The sequence below is a fragment of the Nonomuraea composti genome (assembly GCF_012034275.1).
In the GTDB taxonomy this organism is placed as follows: Bacteria; Actinomycetota; Actinomycetes; order Streptosporangiales; family Streptosporangiaceae; genus Nonomuraea; species Nonomuraea composti.
Map to the genome: position 1 here is coordinate 235,176 of NZ_JAATEP010000005.1, position 16,712 is coordinate 251,887.

13 protein-coding genes are annotated in these 16,712 nt (G+C 70.9%); 7 read left to right on the top strand and 6 right to left on the bottom strand.

Annotated elements, in window-relative coordinates:
• The first annotated feature begins 41 nt into the window (after positions 1 to 41).
• From HCN51_RS10095 to HCN51_RS10125, 7 genes are all read left to right on the top strand, one after another.
• The gene (locus HCN51_RS10095; protein WP_168008985.1) at positions 42 to 2,516 is read left to right on the top strand and encodes an ATP-binding protein; all 2,475 of its coding nucleotides are present in this window, start codon (positions 42 to 44) and stop codon (positions 2,514 to 2,516) included.
• Positions 2,513 to 4,891, top strand: coding sequence for a type IV secretion system protein (locus tag HCN51_RS10100; protein ID WP_168008987.1), 2,379 nt, complete (start codon positions 2,513 to 2,515; stop codon positions 4,889 to 4,891). The genes HCN51_RS10095 and HCN51_RS10100 overlap by 4 nt, the downstream gene beginning before the upstream one ends.
• Before the next feature lie 2 nt (positions 4,892 to 4,893).
• A complete protein-coding gene (locus HCN51_RS10105) occupies positions 4,894 to 5,514 on the top strand; it encodes a hypothetical protein (RefSeq protein ID WP_168008989.1) in 621 nt (206 codons plus the stop codon).
• Entirely contained in the window at positions 5,511 to 6,605 is a 1,095-nt protein-coding gene (locus tag HCN51_RS10110) for an NlpC/P60 family protein (protein WP_168008991.1), read from the top strand. Before HCN51_RS10105 ends, HCN51_RS10110 begins: the two co-directional genes overlap by 4 nt.
• Positions 6,602 to 6,994 carry a (deoxy)nucleoside triphosphate pyrophosphohydrolase gene (locus tag HCN51_RS10115; protein WP_168008993.1) on the top strand — a complete coding sequence of 131 codons (393 nt, stop codon included), beginning with the start codon at positions 6,602 to 6,604 and terminating at the stop codon, positions 6,992 to 6,994. The genes HCN51_RS10110 and HCN51_RS10115 overlap by 4 nt, the downstream gene beginning before the upstream one ends.
• A gap of 65 nt (positions 6,995 to 7,059) precedes the next feature.
• Positions 7,060 to 8,694: a hypothetical protein gene (locus HCN51_RS10120; RefSeq protein ID WP_168008995.1), complete on the top strand. Its 1,635-nt coding sequence runs from the start codon at positions 7,060 to 7,062 to the stop codon at positions 8,692 to 8,694.
• A 74-nt stretch (positions 8,695 to 8,768) separates the two neighbouring features.
• On the top strand, positions 8,769 to 10,277 hold the full coding sequence (locus HCN51_RS10125; protein WP_168008997.1) for a hypothetical protein: 1,509 nt from the start codon (positions 8,769 to 8,771) through the stop codon (positions 10,275 to 10,277).
• A gap of 53 nt (positions 10,278 to 10,330) precedes the next feature.
• On the opposite strand, the gene HCN51_RS10130 is transcribed toward HCN51_RS10125, so the two are convergent.
• The 6 genes from HCN51_RS10130 to HCN51_RS10155 form a co-directional block, all read right to left on the bottom strand.
• Positions 10,331 to 11,080 carry a succinate dehydrogenase/fumarate reductase iron-sulfur subunit gene (locus HCN51_RS10130; protein ID WP_080045180.1) on the bottom strand — a complete coding sequence of 250 codons (750 nt, stop codon included), beginning with the start codon at positions 11,078 to 11,080 and terminating at the stop codon, positions 10,331 to 10,333.
• On the bottom strand, positions 11,077 to 12,978 hold the full coding sequence (locus tag HCN51_RS10135) for a fumarate reductase/succinate dehydrogenase flavoprotein subunit (RefSeq protein WP_168008999.1): 1,902 nt from the start codon (positions 12,976 to 12,978) through the stop codon (positions 11,077 to 11,079). Before HCN51_RS10135 ends, HCN51_RS10130 begins: the two co-directional genes overlap by 4 nt.
• A 12-nt stretch (positions 12,979 to 12,990) precedes the next feature.
• Entirely contained in the window at positions 12,991 to 13,776 is a 786-nt protein-coding gene (locus tag HCN51_RS10140; RefSeq protein WP_168009001.1) for a hypothetical protein, read from the bottom strand.
• Between the two features lie 202 nt (positions 13,777 to 13,978).
• Positions 13,979 to 14,419 (bottom strand): response regulator, encoded by a 441-nt coding sequence (locus HCN51_RS10145; protein WP_080045183.1) that lies wholly within the window; start codon positions 14,417 to 14,419, stop codon positions 13,979 to 13,981.
• Positions 14,416 to 15,555: a sensor histidine kinase gene (locus tag HCN51_RS10150; RefSeq protein WP_168009003.1), complete on the bottom strand. Its 1,140-nt coding sequence runs from the start codon at positions 15,553 to 15,555 to the stop codon at positions 14,416 to 14,418. The genes HCN51_RS10145 and HCN51_RS10150 overlap by 4 nt, the downstream gene beginning before the upstream one ends.
• Complete coding sequence (locus HCN51_RS10155) at positions 15,552 to 16,688, bottom strand: PP2C family protein-serine/threonine phosphatase (RefSeq protein ID WP_168009005.1); 1,137 nt, start codon at positions 16,686 to 16,688, stop codon at positions 15,552 to 15,554. The genes HCN51_RS10150 and HCN51_RS10155 overlap by 4 nt, the downstream gene beginning before the upstream one ends.
• Between the last annotated feature and the right edge of the window lie 24 nt (positions 16,689 to 16,712).

A 16,712-nucleotide genomic window follows, 5' to 3' on the forward strand; every position in this document is an offset into this window, starting at 1 on the left:
AAGCGAGCAGGTCTGGCCCGTTCGTGCGCCGAGGGGGCGGCATGAGCAGGGCGTCCCGAGCGCACCAGCGCCTCGCGGTCCGCTACTTCGACGACCGCATCCTGCTCACGGACACCTGCGCATGGGCGTATTTCCGGCTCCCGACGGTCAGCTACGAGTTCGTCACGCCGGAGGAGCGCGAGGCGCTGGCCACCAACATCACGATCGCGCTGGCGGCGATCAGGATGCCCGACGCGGAGGTCCACCTGAGGGTGGCGCACCGCACGTATCCGGCCGCGGAGTGGGCGATGGCGCTGAACGCCACGTCCGACGAGGGGCCCGGCTGGCGCGACTACCTGGAGGAGATGTACCGGCACGTCTGGGCGAAGGACTTCTGGACGAAGGAGGTCTACCTGGGCGTGCGGCTCGGCCCGCGCGGCAAGCAGCTCGGCAGCGGCGTGTTGTCGCAGCTCTTCGGCTTCTACCAGAAGACGGAGCGGGTGCTCGGCATGGAGGACGACCACGTGCCCGACAGCGAGATCGGACGGTGGACGGAGCAGGCCGAGCGGCTCGGCCGGGCGCTCGCGTCGAGCGCCTTGTACGCCCGTCACGCCACCTCCGTCGAGGTGGCGTGGTTGTTCCAGCACGCGGCGGCCGGGGCGGTGGGTGATCCGCCGCCGTCGGCGAGCCCGCGCCGGCGCTGGGGCAGGGGCGAGATCGAGTCGCTGGTGGAGGGGGAGATCCACAACGGCAGGTCGTTGCTGCGGATCGTGCAGCCGCAGGGCGACTCGTACGTGGCGTACCTGTCGTTCGCGAGGTTCCCCGACCTGATGCCGTTCCCCGACGGTGAGCCGTGGATGCACTTCGCGGACCAGTTGCCGTTCCCGGTGGAGATCTCCTCGCGGATGCGGCTGATCCCGCCGGTGAAGGCGTCCAAGGACGTGGCGCGCAAGCTCGCGCACGCCCGCGACATGGACCACCACATCCGGGAGGCGGGCGCGGAGGCGCCGCTGGCGCTGGCGGAGCAGATCGACGCGGCCCGCATGCTGGAGCACGGCATCACGAAGGAGCGGCTGCCTTTCGTGTACGGCTGGCACCGCCTGATCGTCTCGGCCCCGACCGAGGACATCTGCGTGCAGCGGGTGGAGGCGGTGGTGGAGCACTACCGCGACATGGGCATCGACGTGGTGAACTCGACCGGCGACCAGTTCTCGCTGTTCTGCGAGTCGTTGCCGGGCGAGAAGGTGCGCCTGAACGCCTACGCCCAGCGGCAGCCGTTGCGCACGATCGCGGGCGGCATGGCGACGGCCACGGTCGATCTGGGTGATCGGCTGGGTGAGGGCAGCGAGGGCTGGCTGGGCCCGTACATCGGGGAGACGGTCGGCAGGGCGCGCAGCATCGTGCACTTCGACCCGCTGGTGGCGGCGACCCGCAACCGGCCGACGGCCATCGCGATCACCGGGGAGCCGGGCGGCGGCAAGACCACGCTCGCGCTGCTGATGATCTACCAGATGGCGTTGCGCGGCGTGACGGTGGCGGTGATCGACCCGAAGGGCGACGCGGAGTCGCTGGTACGGCTGCTGGAGAAGCGGGGCCGCAAGGCGCGGGTGATCCCGCTGGGCTCGGCGGCGCCGGGGCTGCTCGACCCGTTCTCGTTCGGCGACGACATCGCGGCGAAGAAGACGATGGCGACGGAGACGCTGCGGCTGCTGCTGCCCCGCATGTCGGAGGAGCGCGAGTCGGCGATGATCCAGGCGGTGGCGGCGGTCTCGAACGGCGAGGACCCGTCGCTGGGCAAGGTCGTGGACTTCCTGGAGCAGGCCGACGACCCGGCGTCGAAGAACCTGGGCGCGGTGCTGCGCTCGATGTCGGAGATGCACCTGGCCCGGCTGTGCTTCGACCCGTCGGGAGGTGATCAGATCGACACCGAGGGCTGGACGACCGTGTTCACGCTGGGCGGCCTGACGCTGCCCGACGTGGCCACGAGCAGGGAGGACTACTCCTACGAGCAGCGGCTGTCGGTGGCGCTGCTCTACCTGGTCTCCCAGTTCGCGCGCAGGCTGATGAACGGCCTCGACCGGCGCGCACCCAAGGCGATCTTCCTGGACGAGGCGTGGGCGATCACCTCCACGCCCGAGGGCGCCAAGCTGGTGCCCGAGGTGAGCCGGATGGGCCGCTCCCGCAACACCGCTCTCGTGCTGGTCTCGCAGAACGCGGGAGACCTGCTCAACGAACAGGTGACCAACTGCCTGTCGTCCGTCTTCGCGTTCAGGTCCACGGAACGGGTGGAAGTGGACCACGTCATGTCCCTGCTCGGGGTGGAGCCGTCGGAAGAGCACAAGGCCGTGCTGCGCTCGCTGGGAAACGGCGAATGCGTATTCCGCGATCTGGATGGCAGGGCGGGCCGGATCGGAGTAGACCTGATCTCCGAGGAGCTGCTCCGCTGGCTCGACACGAATCCAACGCACGACAAACCCGATGGCACCGGGCATGATCTTCAAGGGGGCGTGGGCAGGGCGCAGGAGGTACGGTCATGAAGGTCCGGCTATCCCGACGGCTGGCGCTGGTTCTCGCGCTGATCGGCGTTGTCCTGGTGGTGCCGCTGGTCCTGGGCGCCACCTCCACCCCCGCCGCGGCGGCTCCCTGCGACCTGTCGGGCCCGCTCTACCCTGAGCCGGTCGGCAGCGGCGTCGACGGCCTCATCCAGCCGCCGGTCGTCGAGAGCGGCCCGCAGCCGGCGACCACGAACTACGACCAGTTCGGCATGAGCGGCCAGTTCTGGCACACGCACGAGCTGAGCTGCTCCGACTACGTGGCCGTGCTCGGCAACATGTGGGCCAACGGCATCTTCACCGCGGCCAAGGCGGTCGACCGGCTGACGATCACCACGTACCAGGCGGCGGCGACGGAAGGGCCGCTGCAGTCCATCAAGGACGTGGTCGACGACATCGTCACGAACCTGTCCAACGCCATGTACTGGCCGTACCTGCGCCCGATCGTCATCCTCGGCGCCATCTGGCTGGCCTGGTACGGCCTGATCCGCAAGCGCGCCACCACCACCGCCGAAGGCGTGATCTGGATGGTGCTGGCGGTCACGGTGGCGGTGTGGTTCTTCAGCCGTCCCGGCGACTTCACCGGCCTGGGCAAGGTCGTCACCGACAAGACCGGCGAGGTGGTCAACTCCGCGTTCTCCGGCCTGCCGGGCGCGGGCGGCGCGTCCTGCCTGCCGCCGCCTGGCAACGCCAACCCGCAGGTCAAGGCGGGCGGGTACGCCCAGAGCGGCACGCCGGGCGTGGACCAGAACGCCGACGCGCTGTGGTCGACGCTGGTCTGCAAGCCGTGGCTGGTGGGCCTGTTCGGCACCGCCGACCCGCAGCAGCCCGTCGTGCGCGACTGGGGCCGCAAGGTGCTGGAGATGCAGTCGATCCCGCAGCCCGTGGCCGGCCAGCCGGCCCCCGACGTGGGGGCGAGGCAGTCGGAGTACGCCTCGCTCGCCGACAAGCTGAGGAACGATCCCCGCTACGCCACCTTCTCCGGCCGTGACTGGTCGAACCGGCTCGGCGTCGCCGTCGGGGCGTTCATCGCGGCCATCGTGGCGGGCCTGCTCATCTTCCTCGTGGCGGTCTCGCTGCTGGTGCTGAAGGTGGGCTTCCTGCTGCTGCTCATCCTGGGGCCGATCTTCCTGCTCATCGGCGTGCATCCCGGCAGCGGCCGGATCATCGCCATGCGCTGGGTGGAGATGCTGGTCGGCACGCTGCTGCGGCAGGCGGTGCTGACGATCGTGCTCAGCGTCCTCGTGTACGGGTACGCGCTGATCATCTCGACGGCCATGCCGTGGGGCATGCAGGTGCTGTTCATGGCGTTGCTGACGATCGCGGTGTTCTTCTACCGCCGGCCGTTCCAGCACCTGTTCGCCTCGATGAGCGGCCACACGGTCACCACCCGCATGCTGGGCGAGGCCGCGAGCTCGTCCGTGCTCGAACGCTCGGCGGGCGCGCTGCCGCCGGTCGCCTCGGCCAGGATCGGCCGGTGGGGGCTGCGCAAGGCCGAGCCGCTCATCAGGGCGGCCGCGGCGGGCAACCCGGTGGGCGCGGCGACCACGGCGGCGGCCGGGCAGCTGCGGGCGCGCGGCGAGGAAGGGGAGGGCGTCTCGGCGGGCACCCGGATCCCGGCCACGGCCGCGCCGCTCGACACCGACCAGCAGGGCGGCAAGGCGGCCGGGCGCGCCACGCTCGAACCTCGCAGGGGCACCGCGCCGCCGCTCAACCTGGGCGGCACCCCGGCCCGCACGCGCGGCGGGGCGGCGGGCGGCCCCAGAGCCGCCTCCTCCGGCACGGGCGGCCTGGCCTCGGGCGGCTCCGGCTCGGGCGGCGGTTCGGCTTCCGGCGGCTCGGGTGGCGGCTCCGCCTCGGCGGGCGGCTGGTTCGGCGGGGCGTCCGGCGGCGGCTGGGCGCGCCGCGGCGGCTCCGGCGGCTCGGCGGGCGGCTCGCGGAGCACGGGAGCGCGCACCTCGCGCTTCGGCGGCTCCACGAGCTCGGGCGGCTCACGTTCCGGCGGGTCGGGAGGCTCACGTACGGGCGGGACGCGCTCGCGCGGCGGCTCGGGCGGCGGGCTGTTCGGCGGCGGCTCGGGCTCCGGCGGCTCCGGCGGCCTCTTCGGCGGCGGGAACGGATCGCGCAGGTCAGAAAGCTCGAACGGCTCTCGTGGCGGCATTTTCGGCGGCGGCAACGGGAGCTCCAGGTCTGGCGGTGCGTCGTCCGGCCCCCGGATCTTCGGCTCGGATGAGCCGTCGTCCCGCACCTCCGAGGCGCCTCCGCTCTGGCTGCGCAGCAGCCGCGACGGTGGCGGCTCCGGAGGTGACAGCCCCGACGTGCCCTTCTGGCTCAAGCCGAACAACTCGGACAAGGACTGAACATGGCGCAGCCGGGTGACAGGCGAGGGGTGGCCTTCGCCGCCCTCGTCGTGGTCATCGCAGCGGTCGGCATCTACCTGACGATGTGGCCCGACTCGTCCGAGCAGGCCGCGCCGGAGCCGGCGGCGAGCGTCGCCACCAGCTCCGCCGTGGCGTCGAGCACGCCGCTGGCGACCGCGAGCGCGGCGCCGTTCGACATCTACTCGTACCTGCCGATGAAGAAGGAGCAGCTGGCCGCGGCGGCGGACCTCGCCGAGCGGTTCACCGCCGCGTACGGCACCTTCCGCTACGACGAGGATCCGGCGGCGTACGCGCAGCGGCTGAAGGTCTTCACCACGCCCGAGCTGGCCGGCACCCTCACCAGGACGGTCACCTCGGCGGGCTTCGTCGAGCAGAACCGGAGCGACCAGACCGTCTCGACGGCCACGGCCCACCTGAAGGAGATCAGGCAGGTCGAGAAGTCCTCCATCGTGTTCGTGGTGGCCGCGAACCGGCAGGTCACCGCCAAGAGCGGCAACAAGCTGGCCACGGAGGAGTACGCGGTCACCGTGAGCCAGCTCGGCGCCGACTGGCGCATCTACGACATCCTGCCGTCCGACGAGGGCCAGGAGGGTGACCAGTGAAGCTCTCCAAAGCCCGGCTCGCGCTGATCATCGGCGCGGCGGGCCTGCTGCTCCTGGTGGCGGTCGTCGTGTCGCCGCTGCTGCTGATGTCGATGCCGTCGTTCCTGTCCGGCGGGGGCACGAGCGTCGACTGTGACGACCAGACGCAGGTGGAGGAGGTCTCCGACTCGGCCGCCTCCGACATCCCCACCGAGTACCTGGAGCTGTACAAGGAGTACGGCAAGAAGATCGGCGTCCAGTGGAACATCCTGGCCGCCGTCGGCAAGCGCGAGACCGACCACGGCCGCTCCACCCTGCCCGGCGTTCAGAGCGGCACCAACGCGGCCGGCGCGGCCGGGCCGATGCAGTTCCTCATCTCCACGTGGGGCGGCAAGGCCAGGATCGCGACGTCGTCCACGGTCAACGGGTACGCCTCCGACGGCGACGGCGACGGCGTGGCCGACATCTACAACCCGGCCGACGCCATCCTCGGCGCCGCCAAGATGCTCAAGCGCAACGGCGCCCCCGAGAACGTCCGGCAGGCGCTGTTCGTCTACAACCGGGCCTGGTGGTACGTCGACCAGGTCGAGGAGATCGCCAGGAGGTACGCCAAGTCCGGCGACGTCAAGGTGCCGCCGCAGGCGTCGGAGGAGTGCGACGAGCCGCTGGTCGAGGCCGCGCCGAGCGACCTCGTGGCCAAGATCCTGCAGTTCGCGCTGGCGCAGCGCGGCAAGCCGTACCTGTGGGGCGGCACGGGGCCGGACGCGTTCGACTGCTCGGGCGTCATCTACGCGGCCTACAAGGCCGCGGGGCTGAAGATCCCGCGCACCACGTTCACGCAGTGGCCGTTCGGGGTGAAGGTGTTAGAGGGTGAGGAACAGCCGGGGGACCTGGTGTTCTTCAACGCCGGGCCGGGCACCTCGCCCGACAGCCCCGGCCACGTGGGGCTCGTCGTCTCGAAGGGCAAGATGCTGGAGGCCAGGTGCCGGCTGTGCGGGCCCATCAAGGTCACCAGCTACCAGGCCCGGGGCAACCGCGTGGGCTTCACCCGTCCCCTGCAGAACCCCGACGTCCTCGAACAGATCAAGAAGCTGCAGAATCCAACCCTATGAGCGTTGTGGTCGTTGCCGCGGTGATCGTCGCCGACGGCGGGCGGGTGCTGGCCGCCCAGCGTGCCCAGCCCGCCGCGCTGGCCGGCGGCTGGGAGTTCCCCGGCGGGAAGGTGGACCCGGGGGAGAGCGAGGCGGCGGCGCTCGTCCGGGAGTGCCGGGAGGAGCTCGGTGTCGAGGTCTCCGTCGGCGCGCGCGTCGGCGGTGACTGGCCGCTCGCCGAGGGGTACGTCATGCGCGTCTGGCTCTGCACCCTGGCGTCCGGCGAGCCCGAGGCGCGCGAGCATCTGGCGCTGCGCTGGCTCGGGCCAGGGGAGTACTACGACGTCGAATGGCTGGGCGCCGACCTGCCCATCATGAAGACCGTGGAGAATCTGCTCCTCCGTGATTAGGACATCCCTCTCTGTGACACAATGATTACTGTGCGTAATTTGTCGCGGCGGGGGAGTGGGGAGCCATGCGGAGGAGCTGGGTCGTCGCGGGGGTGCTGATCCTGGCGGCGGTGCCCTCCGTGCCCGTGGCGGCGGCCGGGGTGTCGCTGGTGCTGGAACGGGTGAACGGGGCCGAAGGGATCGGCAAGTGGGTCAGGACCGGGGACACGCAGCGGTTCCGGGTCCGGCTCAACGGGATGGCGCGGGGGGCGCGGGTCGCGGTCGCGGCCAGCCCCGTCGAGGCGCTGCAGGAGGTGTCCTGCCTCCCGGCCTCCACCCCTGCGGCTTCCCCAGTCGGTACGACCCCCGTCACCGGCGCGGCGCCGACGGGCGGAGCGACCTCCGACCTCGGCATGGCGGGGACGCTGACCATGCGGGCACTGGCCGTCGTCGGCCGGCCGGCGACCAAAGGGGCGCCGCCGCCCGGGACGCGGATGTGCGCACTGGGCAAGGTCTCCGGCGAGCGCGCCGTGGACGTCACCCTCAGGACGCCCGCGGGGGCGCGCGAAGTGGTGCTCGCGGCGGTGGCCCGGGTGCGTGACGTCGAGAGCGGCGGGCTGACCACCATGAGCCGCACCGCCGCCGTTCGGGACGGGGAGGTGGTCACGGGCGAGACGACGACCATCCCGGCCCCGGCCCCGGGTGCGGCCTTGTCGCAAGCCGCGCCCGCACATGTGCCCGCCCACGCGCACGCCCGGCCCGCGCGCACGGAGGCGGCGCCTGGACGGGCGCAAGCGGTGCCCCTGCCTGCTGGGGCCGTGCCCGGACGCGCGCAGGCGGCACCAGTACGCACGCCGGCCGCGCCAGTACGCACGCCGGCCGCGCCGGTGCGCACGGCGGCCGCGCCCGCGCACATCGCACCCGGACGCGCGGGAGCCGCGCAGCCGCACGCCGGGCAGTCGCACGCCGGGCAGTCGCACGCCGCGCCGGTGCAGGCCGGAGCCGGGCGGCCGCAAGCCGCGCCCGCGCGCACGCAGGGTGCCCTGGTGCGCGCCGGAAGGGCGACCCCACGGGCGCAGGTGGGGCCGCACCGCCGCTCGCCGGGTCCTGGCGCCGCAGGCCCTAGCGGCGTGAGGGGCGGGCTGTGGACACTGCCGCAGGTTGCGCCGCGACGCACCCAAGCCGCGTCGCAACGCGCCCGAGCCGTGCCGCGGCGCGCCCACGCGGCGGCTGCGCCGGTGCCGGTGCCCGGGGTCGGTGGGGGGCTCGTCATTCCGAGCGCGATCCCCAGCGTGGTGCCGAGCGCGGCGGCGCAGGGGGCCGCTACGGGCGGGACGTTGAATGCGGTCCCAGGCACTTCCACGAGCGCCGCCCCACAAACGAGCGGTGCCGTGCCGCAGGTCACCCCTGGTGTGCCGCAGGTGGCCGAGGGGCAGGCGCAGGTGCCCGGCGCGGGAGCGCCGCTGCCTGTCGCCACCGGAAGCTCCCCAGGTCAGGCCGGGGCGGTTGACTCGTTCCAGGCGGAGGGTGGCGGTGGGAAGGCGCCGTTGCCGTGGGGGATGGCGGTGTCCATGAGGCCCGTTGAGCGGGTGCGATGGGCCAGCCCGATCGACGGTCCGGGGGCGTTGCCCATGGTGGTCGTGGGTATCGGAGTACTGATGGCGGCCCTTTCGGCCGTTGTCACGGTACAACGCGGACGTAACCGGAGAAAGGTGTTGTAATTCCGTCTTTACTGTTACTTTTACCCGGCTAGTATTCCCTTGACCATGGTTACGGGACCACGCGGAGGGCACCGGTGGCACGCACACGGGCGACGGCCGTGTCCGCGATCGTCTTAGCGCTCGGGCTCACGGCTGTCGGAGCGACGCCGTTCATCGTGCAGAGCGCGAGCGCCTCCGTGTTACTCGACCCCGTCGAGCCGTGCGACCCCGACGTGACGCTGTGCGGCGACGTCACCCCTGAGACCACCATCACGGTGACCGTCACCGACGGCTCGCCGACCCCGACCACGCCGGACGAGGCGCCGGAGACGACGGTCACCAAGACGGTCACGGCGAGCCCGCCGAAGGCCAGCAAGACCCCCAAGGCGCCGAAGCCCAGCAAGACGACGTCCGCCCCCGCGCCGACGCCGACGCTCACGCAGACGCCGCCGCCACAGAACCCGCAGCCGCTGCCCACGCAGAGCGTCGAGGTGCCGCCGGTGACCTCCACGACGCCCACGCCGGAGCAGTCGGTCGAGATGCCGGCCATCGCGCCGTCCGACACGCCGACGACGAACACGCTGCCGAGCGAGACGCAGGTCGCCTCCAGCGAGGAGGTGCCGCTGGAGCTGCGCAGGGCGGCGCCGGAGTTCGACCAGACCGAGCTGACGCGCAAGCTCAGCATCCCGGCGCTGGTGCTGGTGCTGCTGGCGCTGTTCGCGGTGCTGATCTTCGAGGGCAGGCTGCGCCGGATGGCGCACGCGGCGGCGGTACGCAAGGCGGGCCCGCAGGCGATGACCACCCCTATGACGAGCCCGATGCCGGGGCCCGACCCCTACGCGGCCGGTGGTGGTTACCCGGCGGGGCCTGGTTACGCGGCCACCGCGGGGGGCTTCCCGGCGCCGGCGCCGTCCTATCCGGGCGGCACCGCGTACGCGCCGATCATCAGCTTCGTGCCGGTGCAGACCTATCCGAGCGGCCCGCCCCAGTACGGCTACCAGGAGCCGCACCCGTACCCGCCGCAGGGCTACACGCAGGAGCCTCCTCCTGCGGAGCCCGAGCCGGTGGTGCTGCACCCCGACGAGTTCGACTCCTACAGCGAGCCGCCGAAGCCGCGCGAGCGCGACCTGTTCGAGCCGCTGGTGCCGCCCGCTGCGGTGCCGCAGGACATCCCGCCGGGCGGCGCGGCCCCGTTCGACGGAGGTGTGGACCAGCCTCTCGGCCCGGCATCGGCGGCCGAGGCGGGCGACTCGGAGCCGTGGGGGCAGGAGCGGCCGGGCTCGCTGTTCCAGCCGGCCCGCGACCGGACGCCGGGCGACACCTACGAGCCGCCACCTGGCCGGACGCCGGGCGACACCTACGAGCAGCCCTCCAGCCGGGCACCGGGCGACGACTACGAGCCCCCGCCGTACCGGCCCTCGGACGACCGTGAACCGCCGTCCGGCCGGGTGCCGGGCGACGACTACGAGCCGCCGCCCTACCTGGCCCCCGACGCGGACGTGACGGCCGTGCAGCCGCTGCCGCCGCCGTCCGCGCCGCAGGAGCCGACGAAGGAGATGCCGGACGAGACGCGCAGGCGGTTCGGCCGGCGGAAGAAGAAGTAGCGACCAACGAAAAAGCGGGGGCCGGTGAGAGAACCGGCCCCCGCTTTCGCGTGCTACTTGCGCCTGAAGATCTTGTTGCCCAGCCACACCAGCGGGTCGTACTTGCGGTCCACCACGCGCTCCTTCATGGGGATCAGCGCGTTATCGGTGATCTTGATGTGCTCGGGGCAGACCTCGGTGCAGCACTTGGTGATGTTGCAGTAGCCGAGCCCGTGCTCCTCCTGGGCCGCCTCCTGCCGGTCGGCCACGTCGTACGGGTGCATGTCCAGCTCGGCGATCCGCATGAGGAAGCGGGGACCGGAGAAGTTGGTCTTGTTCTCCTCGTGGTCGCGGATCACGTGGCAGACGTTGTTGCACATGAAGCACTCGATGCACTTGCGGAACTCCTGCGAGCGCTCCACGTCGATCTGCTGCATGCGGTACTCGCCCGGCTGGACCCCGCTCGGCGGCGTGAAGGAGGGGACCTCGCGGGCCTTCTGGTAGTTGTAGGAGACGTCGGTGACGAGGTCCTTGATGACGGGGAAGGTCCGCATCGGCGTGACCGTGATGGTCTCGTCCTCGGAGAAGGTGGACATCCGGGTCATGCAGCCGAGCCGCGGCTTGCCGTTGATCTCCATGCTGCACGAGCCGCACTTGCCGGCCTTGCAGTTCCAGCGCACCGCGAGGTCGGGGGCCTGGGTGGCCTGGAGGCGGTGGATGATGTCGAGGACGACCTCGCCCTCGTTCACCTCCACCGTGAAGTCCTCGAGCCTGCCCTCGCCGCCCTCACCGCGCCAGACCTTGAACTTTGCCTTGTAGCTCATGACTTCGCTATCCCGTCGAACTCGGCCATCTCTTCGTCGGTGAGGTACTTCTTCAGCTCGTCCCGGTCGAACAGGGTGATGAGGTCGTCGCGCATGGGCGGCTGCACCCTCTCCTCGACCTTGACGGTGGAGCCGTCCTCGGTGGAGCAGACGAGCAGCTTGCGGCGCCATTCCGGGTTCATGCCGGGGAAGTCGTCGCGGGTGTGCCCGCCGCGGCTCTCCTCGCGCATGAGCGCGGCGCGGGCCACGCACTCCGACACCAGCACCATGTTGCGCAGGTCGATCGCGAGGTGCCAGCCGGGGTTGTAGATGCGGGAGCCGCCGGCGCCGACCATGCGCACGCGCTCCTTGAGCTTCTCCACGACGCCGAGCGCCTCGGTGATCTCCTCGGCCTTGCGGATGATGCCGACCAGGTCGTTCATGGTGCGCTGGAGCTCGTGGTGCACCTCGTACGGGTTCTCGCCGGTGCGGCCCAGCGGCGCCAGCGCCTCTTCCCTGGCGGCGTCCACCTGCTCGGGCAGCACCTTGGGCCGGGCCTTGAGTGCGTCCACGTACGTGGCCGCGCCCGCGCCCGCCCGGCGCCCGAACACGAGCAGGTCCGACAGCGAGTTGCCGCCGAGCCGGTTGGAGCCGTGCATGCCGCCGGACACCTCGCCGGCCGCGAACAGCCCCGGCACGGCCGCCGCGCCGGTGTCGGCGTCCACCTCGACGCCGCCCATGATGTAGTGGCAGGTCGGGCCCACCTGCATGGGCTCGGCGGTGATGTCGACGTCGGCCAGCTCCTTGAACTGGTGGTGCATCGACGGCAGCCGCTTCTTGATCTCCTCGGCGGGCAGCCGGGTGGAGACGTCGAGGAACACGCCGCCCTGGGGTGAGCCGCGCCCGGCCTTCACCTCGGCGTTGATCGCGCGGGCCACCTCGTCACGGGGCAGCAGCTCCGGCGGGCGCCGGTTGTTGGCCTGGTCGGTGTACCAGCGGTCGCCCTCCTCCTCCGTGGTCGCGTACTTGTCCTTGAAGACCTCGGGGATGTAGTCGAACATGAAGCGCTTGCCCTCGGAGTTGCGCAGCACGCCGCCGTCGCCGCGGACGGACTCGGTGACGAGGATGCCGCGCACGGAGGGCGGCCAGACCATCCCGGTGGGGTGGAACTGGATGAACTCCATGTTGATCAGGTTCGCGCCGGCGAGCAGGGCCAGGGCGTGGCCGTCGCCGGTGTACTCCCAGGAGTTGGAGGTCACCACGTACGACTTGCCGATGCCGCCGGTCGCGAGCACCACGGCGGGGGCGTCGAAGAGCACGAAGTTGCCGGTCTCGCGCCAGTAGCCGAACGCGCCGGAGATGGCGTCGCCGTCCTTGAGCAGCCGGGTGACCGTGCACTCGGCGAAGACCTTGATGTAGGCCTCGTAGTCGCCGTAGTTCTCGTAGTCCTCCTGCTGGAGGGCGACGACGCGCTGCTGCAGGGTGCGGATCAGCTCCAGGCCGGTACGGTCGCCCACGTGTGCGAGCCGTGGGTACTCGTGCCCGCCGAAGTTCCGCTGGCTGATCTTGCCGTCCTTGGTGCGGTCGAACAGCGCGCCCCACGCCTCCAGCTCCCACACGCGGTCGGGAGCCTCCTTGGCGTGCAGCTCGGCCATGCGCCAGTTGTTGAGGAACTTGCCGCCCCGCATGGTGTCACGGAAGTGCACCATCCAGTTGTCGTCGGGGTTGACGTTGCCCATCGCGGCGGCGGCGCCGCCCTCGGCCATGACCGTGTGCGCCTTGCCGAACAGCGACTTGCAGACGATCGCCGTCCTCTTGCCCTGCTGGCGGGCCTCGATGGCGGCGCGCAGCCCGGCGCCACCCGCGCCGATGACGACGACGTCGTACTCGTGGCGCTCTGTGTTGTGCGTGTTTTCCACTGGAAGCTGTCCTTACGCGTACGGGAAGGCGATGATGCCCTTGGCGACCAGGCGGACGTAGAGGTCGGCGCCCATGACGGAGAACATCGAGGCCCACGCGAGGGGTTGGTGCTTGGCGTTGAGCTTGGAGACGAACGTCCAGGCCCGGTACCGGAGCGGGTGGCGGGAGAAGTGGTTGAGCCTGCCCGCCGTGATGTGCCGGCAGGAGTGGCACGACAGCGTGTAGGCGTTGATGAGGACGGCGTTGACGACCAGGATCCAGGTGCCCAGGCCCGTCGGCTTGTGGACGAGCGCGAGGACGGCGTCGTAGGCCAGGATCAGGCCGATGACGATGGCCGCGTAGAAGAAGTAGCGGTGGATGTTCTGGATGATGAGCGGGAAGCGCCGCTCGCCGGTGTACTTGCCGTGCGGCTCCTGCACGGCGCACGCGGGCGGCGACAGCCAGAACGAGCGGTAGTAGGACTTGCGGTAGTAGTAGCAGGTCAGCCGGAATCCGCCGGGCAGGCCGAGGATCAGCAGGCCGGGGGGCAGGGCGTACCAGTCGCCGAACGGCGCCCAGCCGAACAGCCGCGCGCCCTCAGGGCAGGACGTGGCCAGGCAGGGCGATGCGAAGGGCGCTATGTAGGGATCGACGAAGTAGCTGTTGTCGATGATCGCCCATATACCGTAGACGAGGAACGAGCTGAGCCCGAGGAATGTCAGGAGCGGGACCAGCCACCATCTGTCTGTGCGCAGAGTGCGCACTTTGACTTGCGCACGCTGCCGTCGGACCGGAGCGTCGGGCGTCGTCTGGGTCATCGCGGACCTCTCCACCTCCCGCGGACCCTTCTGCGCAGGGGGTCCGTGGTTTCGTTTCGCTGGGCGCGCTCGCGCGGCGGCATCCGCCTCGGCGCGCGTTGGTGGGGGATACGTTACGACGACAGGATCGAAATTTGTGAGCGGGGTCACTCACTTTTTCGATGACTGACTGTGATTCCTGTCACGTACGCGCGTCAGACCGCTACCCCTGCACCGGCAACTTCACCACAGTGACGAAAAAATCATCGATTTGCCGGACAACTCGGATAAATTGCTCGAAATCCACCGGTTTTGAGACATATGCGTTGGCGTGCAGCCGGTAGCTGTGCAAGATGTCCTCCTCCGCCTCCGACGTCGTCAGGATCACCACCGGGATCGTGCGGAGCATGACGTCCGCCTTCACCTCCCGCAGCACCTCCATCCCGCTCATCCGCGGCAGGTTCAGATCGAGCAGGATCAGGTCGGGGCGCGGCGCGTCGGCGAAACCCTCCTCCTGGCGCAGGAACGCCATCGCCTGCTCGCCGTCGTTGACCACGTTCAGCCGGTTGCGCACCTTGTTGAGATCGAACGCCTCCTTGGTGAGCAGGATGTCCCCCTGGTCGTCCTCGACCAGGAGCACCTCGATGGGGCGCCAGCCGTTCATCCCTCGCCTCCCGCCATGGGCAGCGTCCAGCGGAACGTGGCGCCGTCGCCACCATCACCGTCGAGCCAGAGCTGTCCCCCGTGATACTCGACGATCTTCCGGCAGAGGGCCAGCCCGATCCCCGTTCCCGGATAGACGTCGCGGGGATGCAGGCGCTGGAAGATGAGGAAGATGCGGTCGGCGTACTTCGGCTCGACCCCGATGCCGTTGTCGGAGCAGCTGAACTCCCACATGTCACCGTCGCGCCGCACCCCGATGTGCACCCGCGGCGGCGCCTCCGAGCGGAACTTCACGGCGTTCTCGATCAGGTTCTGGAAGAGCTGGGTGAGCTGCAGCTCGTTGCCGCTGACCCGGGGCAGCTCGTCGCGGGTCACGGTCGCCTCCGCGTCCTCGATCGTGGCCGAGAGGTTCTCCAGGGCCCGGTCAAGAGCCGCGCCCGAGTCGACGACGCTCCTCTCGCCGGTCACCCGGCCCACCCTGGAGAAGTCGAGCAGGTCGTTGATCAGCAGCTGCATGCGCTTGGCGCCGTCGACCGCGAAGTGGATGTACTGCCTGGCCCGCTCGTCGAGCTGCGGGCCGTAACGCTGCTCCAGCATCTGCGTGAAGCTGGCCACCTTGCGCAGCGGCTCCTGGAGGTCGTGGCTGGCCACGTACGCGAACTGCTCCAGCTCCCCGTTCGACCTGCGCAGCTCCTCGGCCTGGTCGGTGGCCACCCGCCAGGCCGAGACGATGCGGGCCCGCATCGAGTCGATGTGGCTGGACAGCTCCGCCAGCTCCGCCGGGCGGTCCACGTGCAGGTCGTGGTCGAAGTCGCCGCCCGCGACCGTACGGACCTGCGCGGTGAGCTGGTCGATGGGCTTCAGCACCGCGTAGCGCACCGTCGCCACCAGCCCCACGCCCAGCCCCAGCAACAGGGCGAACACCACGATGAGGGCCGCGTTCAGCCGCCCGAGATGGGCGGCCAGGTCGGGGCTCGGGTTGAGCGCCGCGGCCTGGGTGCTCATCGTCAGGACGATCACGCCCCCCGCGACGAACGTGACGGCCGCCAGCACCCCGAGCAGCACGAACCACTGGGCGACCGGCAGCCTGCCCAGCCCTGTGGGAGCTTTCGGCGGAGGCAACGGGTGAATGCTCATTCTCTTCTCCTCCGCAGCATGACCACCGCCAGGTCGTCGCTCAGCGTGCCGACCCGGGTGATGAGCCGGTCGAGGTCGATGGAGCCGTGCTCGCGTACCAGGCCGACCAGGCCGTCCACGCCCAGCAGCCGGGCCGGCTCGCCCACGGCCGCCTCGATCAGGCCGTCGGTGTAGAGCATCATCGACCAGTCCTTGCCGAGCGGGACGTCGAGCACCGACCAGGCCGCGTCCTGGAAGATGCCCAGCGGCGGGCCCGACGGCGTGCCCTGCACCACCTCGACCACGCCGTCACGCACCAGCACGGGCGGCGGGTGCCCGACCACGCGCATGCCGGCGGAGGTCAGGTCGGGGCTGATCGTGGCCATGCACAGCGTCGTGAAGATCTCCGGCGCCTTGCGCTCGGCCCGCAGCAGCGTGTCGAGCGTCCGCAGCAGCGGGTCGCCCGTCTGCCCCGCCAGCACCAGCGTGCGCCAGGCGATGCGCAGCGCCACCCCCAGCGCCGCCTCGTCGGGGCCGTGCCCGCACACGTCGCCCACCACGACGTGCACCGCGCCGTCGGGCGTCTGCACGGTGTCGAAGAAGTCGCCGGCCAGCGTGCCGCCGCTGCCCGGCAGGTAGCGGGTCACGTGCTCGATCGCGGACGTGCGCAGCAGCGGATCGGGCAGCAGGGCGCCCTCCAGCCGGGCGTTCTCCTTGGCCGTCAGCTCCGCCTGGACGAGCTTGAGCTGGGCCAGGTCGGCGCGCTTGCGTTCCATCGCGTACCGGATGGAGCGGGCCAGCAGGCGCGCGTCCACATCGCCCTTGACCAGGTAGTCCTGAGCGCCGGACTGCACGGCCGAGACGCCGACGTGCACGTCCCTGAGCCCGGTGAGCACCAGCACCGCCGTGTGCGGCGACGCCACCGCCAGCACCTCGTCCAGCGCCTCCAGCCGGCTGGCGTCGGGCAGCGACAGGTCCACGAGCACGCACTGGATCTGGGGCGTCAGCTTCGCCCTGGCCTCCCTCAGGCTGCGCGCCCGATGGATCTTGGGGGGAGCCACGGCCTGCTTCAGCAACTCCTCGACGAGGAAGGCGTCTCCGTCGTCGTCCTCGATGAGGAGCAGCGTCAGCGTTTCCGAGAGGTTCGCCGTCAAAACACCCCTTCGGGGAGTCGGACC